Source organism: Orrella dioscoreae (assembly GCF_900089455.2).
GTDB classification, from domain to species: domain Bacteria; phylum Pseudomonadota; class Gammaproteobacteria; order Burkholderiales; family Burkholderiaceae_B; genus Orrella; species Orrella dioscoreae.
The window spans coordinates 1,142,953-1,157,022 of record NZ_LT907988.1 but is presented as its reverse complement, the minus strand read 5'-3'; the positions used below and the strand labels follow the sequence as shown (position 1 = coordinate 1,157,022).

General features: G+C 68.9%; 11 protein-coding genes. 7 read left to right on the top strand and 4 right to left on the bottom strand.

The annotated features are described in order from the left end of the window. The first annotated feature begins 217 nt into the window (after positions 1-217). From glyQ to ODI_RS05175, 6 genes are read left to right on the top strand one after another with little or no spacing between them, the layout of a single operon-like run. Positions 218-1,129, top strand: coding sequence for a glycine--tRNA ligase subunit alpha (gene glyQ, locus ODI_RS05200; RefSeq protein WP_067755323.1), 912 nt, complete (start codon positions 218-220; stop codon positions 1,127-1,129). Then, a complete protein-coding gene (glyS, locus tag ODI_RS05195; protein ID WP_067755325.1) occupies positions 1,126-3,267 on the top strand; it encodes a glycine--tRNA ligase subunit beta in 2,142 nt (713 codons plus the stop codon). Before glyQ ends, glyS begins: the two co-directional genes overlap by 4 nt. Next, complete coding sequence (gene gmhB / locus ODI_RS05190) at positions 3,264-3,800, top strand: D-glycero-beta-D-manno-heptose 1,7-bisphosphate 7-phosphatase (protein WP_067755327.1); 537 nt, start codon at positions 3,264-3,266, stop codon at positions 3,798-3,800. Before glyS ends, gmhB begins: the two co-directional genes overlap by 4 nt. After that, positions 3,800-4,564: a lysophospholipid acyltransferase family protein gene (locus ODI_RS05185; protein ID WP_067755329.1), complete on the top strand. Its 765-nt coding sequence runs from the start codon at positions 3,800-3,802 to the stop codon at positions 4,562-4,564. The genes gmhB and ODI_RS05185 overlap by 1 nt, the downstream gene beginning before the upstream one ends. Beyond that, on the top strand, positions 4,561-5,631 hold the full coding sequence (locus ODI_RS05180) for a M48 family metallopeptidase (RefSeq protein ID WP_082985360.1): 1,071 nt from the start codon (positions 4,561-4,563) through the stop codon (positions 5,629-5,631). Before ODI_RS05185 ends, ODI_RS05180 begins: the two co-directional genes overlap by 4 nt. Positions 5,632-5,678: 47 nt before the next feature. Continuing rightward, positions 5,679-6,305 (top strand): DUF938 domain-containing protein, encoded by a 627-nt coding sequence (locus tag ODI_RS05175; protein WP_067755331.1) that lies wholly within the window; start codon positions 5,679-5,681, stop codon positions 6,303-6,305. A 31-nt stretch (positions 6,306-6,336) separates the two neighbouring features. On the opposite strand, the gene ODI_RS05170 is transcribed toward ODI_RS05175, so the two are convergent. From ODI_RS05170 to ODI_RS05160, 3 genes are all read right to left on the bottom strand, one after another. Next, on the bottom strand, positions 6,337-6,762 hold the full coding sequence (locus ODI_RS05170; protein ID WP_067755333.1) for a hemerythrin domain-containing protein: 426 nt from the start codon (positions 6,760-6,762) through the stop codon (positions 6,337-6,339). Positions 6,763-6,848: 86 nt separating this feature from the next. Then, positions 6,849-9,158 (bottom strand): nitric-oxide reductase large subunit, encoded by a 2,310-nt coding sequence (locus tag ODI_RS05165; RefSeq protein WP_067755340.1) that lies wholly within the window; start codon positions 9,156-9,158, stop codon positions 6,849-6,851. Positions 9,159-9,415: 257 nt separating this feature from the next. Next, a complete protein-coding gene (locus tag ODI_RS05160; protein WP_067755347.1) occupies positions 9,416-9,997 on the bottom strand; it encodes an NUDIX domain-containing protein in 582 nt (193 codons plus the stop codon). 174 nt (positions 9,998-10,171) lie between these two features. On the opposite strand from ODI_RS05160, the gene gloA reads away from it, so the two are divergent. Next, a complete protein-coding gene (gloA, locus tag ODI_RS05155; RefSeq protein ID WP_067755352.1) occupies positions 10,172-10,567 on the top strand; it encodes a lactoylglutathione lyase in 396 nt (131 codons plus the stop codon). Positions 10,568-11,626: 1,059 nt separating this feature from the next. Here gloA and ODI_RS05150 read toward each other — a convergent pair. Continuing rightward, positions 11,627-13,915, bottom strand: a complete 2,289-nt coding sequence (locus ODI_RS05150; RefSeq protein WP_067749219.1) for an acyl-CoA dehydrogenase — start codon at positions 13,913-13,915, stop codon at positions 11,627-11,629. Positions 13,916-14,070: the final 155 nt, after the last annotated feature.

Below are 14,070 nucleotides of genomic sequence, written 5' to 3'. Positions count from 1 at the left end.
AAGTCGGCAATCATACGGCGGGCGCGGCCGCGGCGCGAATGCCCCGGGACATCGCCCCCCGGGCGGGCCCGGGCGGCCCCCGCGCCCCAGTCCGCGCCAGCCACGCTAAAATCGAACGTTACCCTCGCCCCGCCTCCTCTTCCGGAGCCGGGAGCGGTCCGCAAGCATCCACCCGGCAGACTCCAACGGCCAGGCCTCAACCCGGCACGTCCAACCCATGCTCACTTTCCAGCAAATCATCCTCCGGCTACAGCAGTATTGGGACCAGCAAGGCTGCGCCCTGCTGCAACCCTACGACATGGAAGTGGGCGCAGGCACCTCGCATACCGCCACGTTCCTGCGCGCCATCGGCCCCGAACCCTGGCGCGCGGCCTACGTGCAGCCCTCGCGCCGCCCCAAGGACGGCCGCTACGGCGAGAACCCCAACCGCCTGCAGCACTACTACCAGTACCAGGTGGTGCTCAAGCCCGCGCCCACCGACATCCTGGACCTGTACATCGGTTCGCTGCAGGCGCTGGGCATCGACCCGGCCGAGCACGACATCCGCTTCGTCGAGGACGACTGGGAAAACCCGACGCTGGGCGCCTGGGGCCTGGGCTGGGAAGTCTGGCTGAACGGCATGGAAGTCACCCAGTTCACCTACTTCCAGCAGGTCGGCGGCCTGGATTGCAGCCTGACCACCGGCGAGATCACCTACGGCCTCGAACGCCTGGCGATGTACCTGCAGGGCGTGGAAAGCGTCTATGACCTCGTCTGGACGGAAGGCGGCCCCGGCGGCGCGCCCGTCCTGTATCGCGACGTGTTCCACCAGAACGAAGTGGAACAGTCCACCTACAACTTCGAACATGCCTCGGCGCCCATGCTGTTTGCCCATTTCAACGACTACGAAGCCGAGGCCAAGCGCCTGATGGAAGTGCCGCTGGCCCTGCCGGCCTATGAAGCGACGCTCAAGGCCGCCCACACCTTCAACATGCTGGACGCGCGCGGCGCGATCAGCGTGACCGAGCGTGCCGCCTACATCGGCCGCATCCGCAACCTGTCGCGCGCCGTCGCACAGGCCTATTACGATTCACGCGAAAAGCTGGGCTTCCCCATGGCAAGCCGCCAAGACGTGGAGGCCGCACAATGAGCGCCCAGGACATCCGCCCCCTGCTGATCGAGCTCTTCACCGAAGAGCTTCCGCCCAAGGCCTTGCGCAAGCTGGGCCAGGCCTTCGCCGAGGGCCTGCGCGCCAGCCTGGCCGCCAACGGTTTGCTGGCCGAGAACTGCGACGTCACGCCTTACGCCACGCCGCGCCGCCTGGCCGCCCTGTTCTCGCAGGTGCGCGCCCAGGCGCCCGAGCAGACCTACGCCGAGAAGCTCATGCCCGCGCAGATCGGCCTGGCCGCCGACGGCACCGCCACCCCCGCGCTCGTGAAGAAGCTGGCCGCCAAGGGCCTGGCCGACATCGACCTCGCCACGCTCGCGCGCGAATCCGACGGCAAGCAGGACTACCTGGTCGCGCGCGGCACGGCGCCCGGCATCGCGCTGGCCGAAGGCCTGCAGCAGGCGCTGGACGCCTCGCTGGCCGCCCTGCCCATCCCCAAGGTCATGCGCTACCAGCTGGACGATGGGCACACCACCGTGCGCTTCGTGCGCCCGGCCCACGGCCTGGTCGCGCTGCATGACACCGACATCGTGCCGGTCACCGCCCTGGGCCTGACCGCCGGCCGCACGCTGCGCGGCCACCGCTTCCTGTCCAAGCACGCGTTCGACCTGGCCGCCGCCGGCGACTACGCCCAGTTGCTGGCCGAGGAAGGCCACGTCATCGTCGCCTTCGACACGCGCCGCGCCACCATCGAGGCCCAGCTGCAGACCCAGGCCGCGCGCCTGGGCGGCTCGCTGGGCACCGATCCCGAGGTCGAGTCGCTGCTGGACGAGGTCACCGCGCTGGTCGAATGGCCCACGGTGTACGCCGGCGAGTTCGAGGAACGCTTCCTGGCCGTGCCGCAGGAATGCCTGATCCTGACCATGCGGTTGAACCAGAAGTACTTCCCGCTGTTCGACCCGGCCAGCGGCAAGCTGACGCATCGCTTCCTCATCGTCAGCAACATGAGCACCAAGGACCCGCACAACATCATCGAAGGCAACCAGCGCGTGGTGCGCCCGCGCCTGGCCGATGCCGAGTTCTTCTTCCAGACCGATCGCAAGACGCCGCTGGCCAGCCGCAACGCGCAGCTGGGCAGCATCGTCTATCACAACAAGCTGGGCAGCCAGCTCGAGCGCGTCGAGCGCGTGCGCGCCCTGGCGCGCTTCGCCGCCACCACGCTGGGCGGCGACGCCCGGCAGGCGGACCGCGCCGCCGAGCTGGCCAAGGCCGACCTCAGCACGCTGATGGTGGGCGAATTCCCCGAGCTGCAAGGCGTCATCGGCGCCTACTACGCGACGGGCGACGGCGAATCGCCGGAGGTGGTGCGCGCGTTGCGCGAGCAATACCGCATCCGCCTGGACGCCCCCGTGGACCGCGACGGCCTGACCGCCGCCGTGCTGTTCCTGGCCGAGCGCGCCGAGACCCTGGTGGGCATCTGGAGCATCGGCCAGGCCCCCACCGGCGAACGCGACCCCTTCGGCCTGCGCCGCGCCGCGCAAGGCATCATCAGCGCGTTCGAGCAACTGGCCGCGGGCGGCTGGCTGAAGGCCGCCGAGAACGGCCCGCTGACGCTGAGCGACCTGCTGGCGCAAGCCGCCGCCGGCTTCGGCGAAGGCCGCGTCGCCCCGGCAGTGCTGACCGAAGTGCGGGATTTCATCTATGAGCGCGTGCGCAACCAGCTGGCCGGCGAGTTCGACCGCAGCGCCGTCGACGCCGTGATCGCCCTGCAGCCGCCGCTGCACCAGGTGGCCGCGCGCGTGCGCGCCGTGGTGTCCTTCCTGGCCCTGCCCGAGGCGGCCAGCCTGGCCGCCGCCAACAAGCGCATCGGCAACCTGCTGAAGAAGGCCGAAGGCGAGCCGGGCGACCCCGACGCGTCGCGCTACGTGGAAGCCGCCGAACGCTCGCTGGCCGAAGCCGTCGACACGCTGCAGCCGCAAGCCGATGCCTGCCTGGCCGCCGGTGACTTCGGCGCCGCGCTCAGCACGCTGGCGCAAGCCCGTGGCGCGGTCGACGCGTTCTTCGCCGACGTCATGGTCATGGCCGATGACCCCGACGTGCGCGCCAACCGGCTCGCGCTGCTGGCGCGGCTGCACCGCCTGATGAACCAGGTTGCCGACATTTCCAGGCTTGCCCAGTGAAGCTCATCATCCTTGACCGCGACGGGGTCATCAACCAGGACCGCAAGGACTTCGTGAAGTCCGCGGACGAATGGATCGCCCTGCCCGGCAGCCTCGCCGCCATCGCGCGCCTGTCCCAGGCGGGCTGGAAGGTCGTCGTGGCCTCCAACCAGTCCGGCATCGCCCGCGGCCTGTTCGACATGGCCGCCCTGACCGCCATGCACAACAAGCTGCGCAAGGAGCTGGCGGCGCTGGGCGGCGCGGTCGACGCCTTCTTCCTGTGCCCGCACGGGCCGGACGACGGCTGCGTCTGCCGCAAGCCGCTGCCCGGGCTCTTCCACGACATCGCGCGCCGCTACGACGTCTCGCTGGACGGCGTGCCCGCCGTGGGCGACTCGCTGCGCGACCTGCAGGCCAGCGTCCAGGCGGGTTGCCGCCCATGGCTGGTGCGCACCGGCAACGGCGAGAAGACCGCCGCCAGCCCCGAACTGCCCCCCGGCACCGAGATCCGCGACGATCTTGCCGCCGTGGTCGACGCGTTGCTGGAGGCATGATGGCGGGGTTGCGCTCGTTCCTGTACGCGGTGTTCCTCGTGGTCACCGTCATCCCGTACGCCTTCGCCTGCATCCTGTGGGCGCCGCTGCCGCTGGGTCCGCGCTACCGCCTGACCGTGGGCTGGCCGCGCCTGGCGCTGTGGGGGGCGAAGGTCATCTGCGGCATCCGCTGGAAGGTCGAAGGGATGGAGAACCTGCCCGAGGGTGGCGCCATCATCCTGGCCAAGCACCAGTCGGCCTGGGAGACGCTGTACTTCCCGGGGTACTTCCCCCGCCAGGTGTGCTTCGTCTACAAGCGCGAACTGCACCGCGTGCCTTTCTTCGGCTGGGGCCTGGCGCTGCTGCGCATGATCCCCATCGACCGCGCGCGCGGCCGCGACGCCTTCGAGCAGGTCGCCTCGCTGGGCGCGAAGCGCCTGGCCGAAGGCCGCTGGCCGCTGCTGTTCCCGGAAGGCACCCGCATCCCCGTCGGCCAGGCCGGCCGCTACAAGATGGGCGGCGCGCTGCTCGCGCACCGCACCGGCGCGCCCATCATCCCGATGGCCCACAACGCCGGCGAGTGCTGGCCGCGCAATGCCTTCGTGAAGCGTCCGGGCCTCGTCACGCTGTCTTTCGGTCCGGCCATCGATCCCACGGGCCTCACGCCTGAAGAGATCAATACCCGCGTGCAGACGTGGATCGAGACCGAGATGCGCCGCCTGAGCCCGGAACGCTACAGCGGCCCTTTCGTTCCCCCTCCTGCCCAGGCGCCACGCGCGACATGATGCCTGGCGGCCGGGTGCAACTGGATCTGTTCGACCCGGTGATGCCGGCGCCGGTGGCGCCTCGCGTGCCCGCGCCGCCCGCCAGCGCCCCCGTGCAGGTGGCGCCGGATACCGCGCCTGTCGCGCCGGCGTCCAGGCCCGTCGCCCCGGCCCCTGCACGCCCTCCGGCAGCGCCCGTTGCCCGGCCCGCCGCACCGCCTGCGCCGCCTTCGCTGGCCCCTTCCCGTCCTTCCGCCACGCCGGCCTCGCGCGTGCCCACGCCGCGTCCGCCGTCGCTGCCCGACGGCGCGCGCTGGCGCGAGACCGGGACAGAGCAGCAAGCCATCGGCTACGTGCTGCTGCGTTCGCGCCGCCGCAGCATCGGCTTCGTGATCGGCGACGATGGCTTGCGGGTGACCGCGCCGAACTGGGTCACGTTGGCCCAGGTGGACGAGGCCGTGCGCGAAAAGTCCCGCTGGATCCTGTCGAAACTGCGTGACTGGCACACGCGCCAGGAACGCCTGGCCCTGGCGCACACACGCTGGCAGGCCGGCGGCGAACTGCCTTACCTGGGCCGGCGCATCCAGTTGCAGCTCGGCACGCCGCCCGCCGCCGAAGCCGGCGCAGCGCGGCCCGCCAACCCGCGCGCCATGCAGGCGATCTACTCGGGCGACCCCGAGCGTCCCCAGGACGGCGACACGCTGTGGCTGCCCCTGCCGCCCGACGCCGATCACGCGCGCATCCGCGACAGCGCGCAGGCCTGGCTGCAACGCCGCGCCGCGCAATGGTTCGACGTGCGCCTGAAGGTGTTCCTGGACCGCAGCGGCCTGCGCATCAACCGCTGGCGGCTGTCGTCGGCCACCACGCGCTGGGGCTCCTGCACCAGCGACGGCAACATCTCGCTGAACTGGCGCCTGATCCATTTCGCGCCCGACATCATCGATTACGTCATCGCCCACGAACTCGCGCACCTGCGCGAGATGAACCACAGCCATGACTTCTGGGCCGAGGTCGGCCAGATCCTGCCCGACTACGAAGCCGCGCGGGATGTCCTGCGCAAGCATGCGCCGGGCGACCTGCCGGGCTGAACGTCCCTGTTGCCGCCGAGCGGCCCTTTCCCTCGCCGAGGATCCTGATGGCCGACACCGACCTACGCCGCTACGCCCCCGCCACGGAACGCAACCGCCAGCCCATCCTGGACGTGTTGCAAGGTCTCCTGCCGTCCGCCGGCCATGCGCTGGAGATCGGCAGCGGCACGGGCGAGCATGCCGTGTTCTTCGCACAGGCATTCCCCAACTGGACCTGGCAGCCCACCGAGGCCGACCCGTCGGCCCTGCCGTCGATGCAGGCCTGGGCCGACCATGCCGGGCTGCCCAACCTGCGCGCGCCCCGCCTGCTGGACGTCAACGCCGGCGAGTGGCCGGTTGAGCCGGCCGACGCCATCGTCTGCTGCAACGTCATCCATTATTCGCCCTGGGCCTCCACGCCGGCCCTGCTGGCGGGCGCCGCAAGGACCTTGCGTCCAGGCGGCTTGCTGTATCTGTACGGCCCCTATCGCCGCCACGGTGCGCACACGGCGCCCAGCAACGAGGCGTTTGACCAATGGCTGAAAGCGCGTGATCCCGCTTTCGGCGTGCGCGACCTGGAAGCGGTCCGCGACCTGGCCCAGGCACGGGGCCTGGTGCTGGAAGACGTGATCGACATGCCGGCGAACAACTTCAGCGTCGTGTTCCGCAAGGCGCCCGCACCAGGCCAGGCCTGAGCCGTGCAAGCCGGAGGCGCTGCGTGGGGGGCTACTCCCCCCAGCGCAGCGCCTTGACGATACGAGGATAGAACGTCATGTCCTCACGCCGCATGCGCTCGAACACCTGCCGCAGCACCGTGTTGGCATCGCGGCGGAAACCTTCCTCGTGCAGCGCCAGGCGCCGCGGCGTGTTCCAGCGCGCGGCGAAGGCGCCGTAGGAAGCGGCGATCGACGCCATCTCCTGCTGGTACTGCCTGCCCATGTCGGCCAGCCGCCGGTCCCTGCCCCGCTGCAAGGCCGGATAGAGCGCCTGGTCCTCGACCGCCAGATGCAGTTTGATGAGACTGCTCATGGCCACGATCCGCCGCGCGATGTCCTCCGCGTTGCGGGCCACGCCCGCATTGGCCAGGTCGCGCAAGGCGGCAATGTGCGCCAGGATGTCGTGATGCTGGCGCTTGAACTTGTCCAGATTCATGCTGTTCTCCTTGGCGTGGCCAAGCGCCGGGGGCGCATTCGATGCCCCCCTTGCGCCCGGCCAGCGCTCACTTTTTCATCGAGGACTCAGTCCGCGCAATGGCCGCAGCAGGCGCTGGCCGATGCTGTCGCCCCGCCTGTCGTGGCGGCAACGGGCGCAGCCGGACTACGCAGCCCGCTGATCACCTGCCAGGCCACCGACAGCGCACCGATGATGAACACCACGTCGCCGAAGGTGCGAACCCAGCGCAGGGTCTGCAGGATGGGCTGCTGCATGAAGGCTTCGCTGCGCGCGTACCACATCCCCTCGCTCGCGCTGGCATGGAACTGGATGAGGCCGACGGGCAGCAGGCTCGTGAACATCATCAGCGCCAGGCCGATGTTCAGCCACCAGAAGCCGCGCCGCATCAGGCGGTCATCCATGACCAGTTGCGGCCGGACGTAGCGCAGCACCAGCAGGGTGAAGCCCAGCGCCAGGAAGCCGTAGACCCCGAAGAGCGCCGCATGGGCATGCACCGGCGTGGTGTTGAGGCCCTGGAGGTAATAGAGCGAGACCGGCGGGTTGATCATGAAGCCGAAGACGCCCGCGCCCAGCATGTTCCAGAAGGCCACGGCCACGAAGAACATCAGCGGCCACTTCAACTGCGCCATCCACGGCGCGCGGAACTTCAGGCGCCAGTTCTCCCAGGCCTCGTGGCCCAGCACCACCAGCGGCACCACTTCCAGCGCGCTGAAGGCCGCGCCCACCGCCATCACGGGCGTGGTCGTGCCCGAGAAATACAGGTGATGGAAAGTGCCCGGCACGCCGCCCAGCATGAAGAGCGAGGCGGACGCCAGGCTGGCGACCGTCGCCATGCGATAGGACACCAGGCCCAGGGTCGAGAAGATGAAGGCCAGCGCGGTGGTCGCGAACACTTCGAAGAAGCCTTCGACCCACAGATGCACCACCCACCAGCGCCAGTACTCCATCACCGACAGGTGCGTGCGTTCGCCATAGGCCAGGCCCGCGCCGTAGAAGAGCCCGATGGCCACGACCGAGGAGGTCAGCAGCGCCAGCAGGTTCTTGTCGCCGCCCTTGCGGCGCAGGGCGGGCACGATGCCGCGCGCCATCAGCACCAGCCACAGCAGCACGCCCACGAACTTGCCGATCTGCCACAGGCGGCCCAGGTCCACGTACTCATAGCCCTGGTGGCCCAGCCAGAAGTTCAGGTTGGCGGGCAGGATGTGCGCGATGGCAAGGTAGTTGCCGCTGAAGGAACCCAGCACGACCACCACCAGCGCCCAGAATAGGACGTTCACGCCCAGCTTCTGGTACTTCGGATCCTTGCCTCCGTTGATGAGCGGCGCCAGGAACAGGCCCGCGGCCAGGAAGCCCGTGGCGATCCAGAAGAGCGCCGCCTGGATGTGCCAGGTGCGCAGCAGCGAATACGGGAACCAGCGCGACAGCTCCAGGCCATAGAAATGCTGGCCCTCCACCGTGTAGTGCGCGGTCGCCCCGCCCAGGAACACCTGGAAGACGAACAGCGCCACCACCAGGAACAGGTACTTGCCCAACGCGCGTTGCGAAGGGGTGAGCGGCACCAGGGTCAGCGGGTCGCGCGCTGGCGCGGCGGGCAGGGCGCCCTCCTCCTTGCGCAGGAAAGCCCAGCCCCAGATCAGCAACCCCACGCCCGCCATCATGATGACGACGCTCACGATGGACCACATCACATTTTCCGCTGTCGGGCGATTGCCGATCAGCGGTTCGTGCGGCCAGTTGTTGGTGTAGGTTGCCTTGGAACCCGGCCGCTCGGTGGCGGCGGCCCAGGCGGTCCAGAAGAAGAAAGCGGTCATCTGCTCGCGGCGCTCGGCGCTGGGCAGCGTGTTCTCCTTCATGGCATAGCTGTCGCGCGTGGCGCGCAGGGCGGGATCATCGCTGAACAGGCTGCTGTAGTAAGCCGCGGTCTGGCGGATCGCCTGCGCCCGGCGCGGCGACACCTGCGCCGTGCCCAGCTCGGCATTCCAGGTATTGCGGCGGTACTCGGCCTTCAACTGCGCCTGCAGCACCGCGCTGTCCTCGGCGCGCAGTTGCGCATAGGTGGTGCCGTGGCGCGACTGGGCCGCGAGTTCCAGCCACGCGGTCAACTCACGATGCAGCCAGTCCGCGGTCCAGTCGGGCGCCTGGTAGGCGCCGTGCCCCCAGATCGACCCCAGCTGCATGCCGCCCACGGATTGCCAGGCCGTCTGGCCGTCCAGCACATCGTCGTGCGTGAAGACGACCTCGCCGTCCTGCTGGACGAACTGCTGCGGGATGGGCGGCGCCACCCGGTAGACCTCGGTGCCGTAATAGCCCAGCAGCGAGAAGGTGACGATCAGCACGCCGATCAGCGTGAACCAGAGCTTGCGGTATTCACCCATGACGCACCTCGCAAGGGGTCGGGACGCCGCCAGCGCGGAGGGGGGAAGAAGTGGCTCGCCTTGCGGTGGGCGAGAGGTTTCGCGTATCCATATCGATGCTCCCATTCAAAAGCATCAGGCATTACGCAAAACCCATACCAGGGGAAAACCCCTTTCTTTTCAATTGCCTGTAAAAGGCACGGTATTTTTCACCCGTGCCCGGCGAGGGTGAAAGATACCGTCATGGGTGGACTTCACCCTGCCGTGAACCCGGCGGCTCAGGCGTCGCGCCACGCCAGCTGCCACGCGCCCGACAACACGTTCTGCAGCCACAGCACGCAGCTCAAGGTCTTGGCATCGGTCACTTCGCCACGCGCGCAGGCCGCCAGCAGCGCCGCGGGTGTCGCGCTCCAGACATCCACGAACTCGCCCGGGTCCAGGTCGCGCTCGCCCAGGCTCAGGCCGCGCGCGAAGTACACATGGATGATTTCGTCGGAATAACCGATGGCAAGGTGGATGCCCCCGGCATGCGCCCACTGGCGCGCGCGATAGCCGGTTTCCTCGCGCAGTTCGCGCTGGCCGCAGACCAGCGGATCCTCGCCCGGGTCGAGCTTGCCGGCAGGAAACTCGATCATGGTCCGCTGGACCGGATACCGGTACTGCCGCTCCAGCAGCACGCGGCCATCGTCGAGCAGGGGAATCACCACCACCGCGCCGGGATGCTTGACGTATTCACGGCTGCCTTCGCGTCCGTCAGGCAGGCGGACACTGTCCCGGCAGACCTTCAGGAAGCGGCCCTCATAGACAGTCTGGCTATCCAGGCAGGTTTCGACGAGATGGGAGGTGGAGGTATCGCTCATGGCTATCCGCGTGTGGAAAACATGCCCGCGCCGCGCCAGCAACGGGCTTCGCCGCGAAGCTTATCACCCGGACTTTGCCGTGACGGCGCCGCCTGGCCGCGCCAGCGCGGTTCGCTTGCGGCCCGGCGCTTTGATACGATCGACCCCTTGATTCACCCCTGCAAGGAATATCCCATGCGCCTCCTCCACACCATGCTGCGCGTCGGCGACCTCGAAAAATCCCTGGCTTTCTATACGAACGTGCTGGGCATGCGGCTGCTGCGCCGCAAGGACTACCCGGACGGCCGCTTCACGCTGGCCTTCGTGGGCTACCAGGAAGAGTCCGAAGGCGCCGTGATCGAACTGACCCATAACTGGGACACGGCCTCGTACGACCTGGGCAACGCCTACGGCCACATCGCCCTGGAAGTCGACGACGCCTACGCGGCCTGTGACAAGGTCAAGGAACGCGGCGGCAAGGTCGTCCGCGAGGCCGGCCCGATGAAGCACGGCACGACGGTCATCGCCTTCGTCGAAGATCCGGACGGATACAAGATCGAATTCATCCAGAAGAAATCTGGGAACGATTGAAGGTAGAGCCGCAGGGCGGTTGGGAGCGGCTGCCGAGGGTGGCTTCGGCGGGAGGCATGCTGCTGGGTTTTGACGGCTTGTGCACGGCTTCGTTGACGGTTTGTGCACCGCTTCGTTGACGGTTTGTGCACCGCTTCGTTGACGGTTTGTACACCGCTTCGTTGACGGCCGCCGAGGGTGGTCGTGCCGTCGGTCGCCTGCCGCGTGGTGGGGCGCCCACAGCGCCCCGCCCCCCGCAGAAGGCGCCCGCCGTCCCGCCCACCCTCGACGTCCTGCAATGTTGTGTTCTGGAACTTGGGTAGCCACCTTGGTCCTGCTCGCATTCTTCTGCGCGCTCGCTGCCTGCCCGAAGATCTTGGCTTGCCGCTGACCGGAGGGCGCCCACAGCGCCCACCGGTCAGCATTCGGGAAAGCAATAGGGCAGCTTTTGGGAGAGTGGGGGCGAGAGGTGGAGGGGGGAAGCAGCGCGCTTCGGGCTACGGGCGCCGCTTGGCCGTGTTGCCTGCTTGGGGAGGCTGCTCCACCACCGTCAACAATTTGCCGAAGCCGCCAGGCTCGTCAATAAGTCTCGACGCCTCTGCCCGCGCAAGACTCCCGCCATTCAGTCACGACAATGGAGCAACGCCTCCAAGCAGACAACGCAGCCTGACGGGGGCACCCGCCCGAAGTGCGATGCCCCCCACCTCCGCTCCCCTTCCCCCCTCTCTCAAAAGCTGCCCCTTTTGCTTTCCCGAATGCTGACCAATGGGCGCTGTGGGCGCCCATTGGTCAGCGGCAAGCCGAGATCTTCGGGCGGGCAGCGAGCAGGCGGCAAGAATGCGAGCAGGACTCCGGCGGCTGACTCCGATCCAGAACCCCCAAGCGCAGGACGTCGAGGGTGGGCGGGACGGCGGGCGCCTTCTGCGGGGGGCGGGGCGCTGTGGGCGCCCCACCACGCGGCAGGCGGCCGACGGCACGACCACCCTCGGCGGCCGTCAACGCAGCGGTGCACAAACCGTCAACGAAGCGGTGCACAAACCGTCAAAACCTAGCGCTGCATAGCCCTCATGCCTAGCCCCCCTAAGCCGTCGTAAACCCAGCAGCCTCATCCGGATGCCCCGGCCTACCCACAGAAGAAGAAGGCACCGACTCCGCCCCCGGCGTCAACGCCGCCGGATCGAAGTCATCCACGGCAACCACCGCCGCCACGGCCTCTTCGGCAGCCTGCAACCGTGCCGCCTGATCCTCCGTCAGCGCCCCCTTCGCATGCGCGTCGCGCCAGTTCCGGGTGCCCGCCTCGCGCAGGCGGTCATAGAGCGGCTGCACCGACACCACGAGGTCGAACGCACGCTCCAGCTTGGCCAGGCCGACGTGGCCGCCGCCTTCGCGTTGCCAGATGTCGCCCACGATGCGGTCGCGCGTGGGGGACGGCGACAGCAGCAGTTCGGCGCATTGCTGGGTCAGTGCATCGCTGGGCCCCCCACGCGGCCCCAGCGGCAGCACCAGGGCCCGCAGCGCCCAGGCCACCGGCCGCATCGGCAGGTTGGCCAGCACGCGATCCAGCGCGTGTTCGATGCGTTGCGCGCCATGCGCCATGCACCAGCGCACCAGGGGCAGGTCGGCCTCGTTGCGGCCTTCGTCTTCCCAGCGCTTGAGCGTGGCAGACAGCAAATACAGCTCGGACAGGATGTCGCCCAGGCGCGCCGAGATCATTTCCTTGCGCTTGAGCGCGCCGCCCAGGATGCCCAGCGCGGCCTCGGAGACCAGTGCGAAGGCCGACGCGTAGCGCGTCAGCCGGCGGTAGTCGCCGCTGACACGGCCGGCCGAGGGCGCGGGCCCCACGTGCCCGCCCGTCCAGGCCATGCCCCAGGCGCGCAGGCCGTTGCGCGCGGCATGCGCCGCGTGCTTCCAGAAAATGGCGTCGAAATCGTCCAGCCCGCGCTCGGGGTCCCGGTCGCCCAGCGCCAGGATTTCCTGCATCAGGAAGGGATGGCTGCGGATGGCGCCCTGCCCGAAGATGATGAGGCAGCGCGTCAGGATGTTCGCGCCCTCGACGGTGATGGCCACCGGCACGGCACGGTACAGGCCGCCCAGGTAATTGTTCGGGCCATCGATCACCGCCTTGCCGGCGTGGATGTCCATGGCGTCGTCGACCGCCGAGCGCATGCGTTCGGTGGCGTGGTACTTCATGATGGCCGAGACCACGGCGGGCTTGTGTCCCTGGTCCAGCGCGGCGCAGGTCAGGCGGCGCGCGGCCTCGATCTGGTAGGCGCTGGCGGCCAGGTAGCCCAGCCTGTCCTGCACCCCTTCGAACTTGCCGATGGCGATGCCGAACTGCTTGCGCACCCGGGCATAGGCGCCGCTGGTGTGGGCCGAGAACGTGACCGCCGCGGCCGACAGCGAGGGCAGGGAAATGCCGCGTCCCGCCGCCAGGGCGCTCATGAGCATCTGCCAGCCTTGGCCCGCGCGCTCGGGTCCGCCGATGAGCGCGTCCAGCGGCACGAAGACATCACGTCCCTGGTTGGGGCCGTTCTGGAACATCTGCATGGCGGGCAGGTGACGCCGGCCGATTTCCACGCCGGGCGTGGAGACCGGCACCAGCGCCACCGAGATGCCGATGTTCTCCTTTTCGCCCAGCAGGTGGTCCGGATCGCTCAGTTTGAAAGCCAGGCCCAGCACCGTGGCCACGGGCCCCAGCGTGATGTAGCGCTTGCGCCAGTTCAGGCGGATGCCCAGCACTTCCTCGCCATCGACCCTCTGGCGGCAGACCACGCCGGTATCGGTCATGGACGCCGCATCGGAGCCTGCCTCGGGGCTGGTGAGGCCGAAGCACGGCACCTCGCTGCCTTCGGCCAGGCGCGGCAGCCAGCGCTGGCGCTGTTCCTCCGTGCCGAACTGCATGAGCAGTTCGCCCGGGCCCAGGGAATTGGGCACCATCACCGTCACGGCGGCGGTCGAGGAGCGCAGCGACAGGCGGCGCACCACCTCGGAATGCGCGGAAGGCGAGAAGCCCAGGCCGCCGTATTCCTTGGGAATGATCATGCCGAAGAAGCGGTGCTGCTTGATGAAGGCCCACGCTTCGGGTGGCAGGTCGCGCCGTGACCACTGGATGTCCCAGTCGTCCAGCATGGCGCCCAATTCGGCGACAGGGCCGTCGATGAAGGCCTGTTCTTCGGCGCTCAAGGTGGCGGGCGGCATCTTGCGCAGGCTGGCCCAATCGGGCTGCCCGGTGAAGAGATCGCCGTCCCACCAGACGTCGCCGGCGTCGATGGCCTCGCGCTCCGTGTCGGACAAGGTGGGCAGCGCGTTGCGTGCCCAGCGGAAGATGGGCTTCGTCAACGAATCGCGACGGAAGGATGTCTTGCTCATGCGCGCTCCTTTCTTTTCTGGCCGCCGCGCCATCGGCTGACGGCGCGAGCCTGGGCCGCGCCGGCGCCTCGGGCCGGTGTTTCGAGCAAAGGTACCAGAAAAGCCCCCTGCCAGCGTGCTCATTGCGCCCAGGGTTCACCCAGGGGTTGACCGAA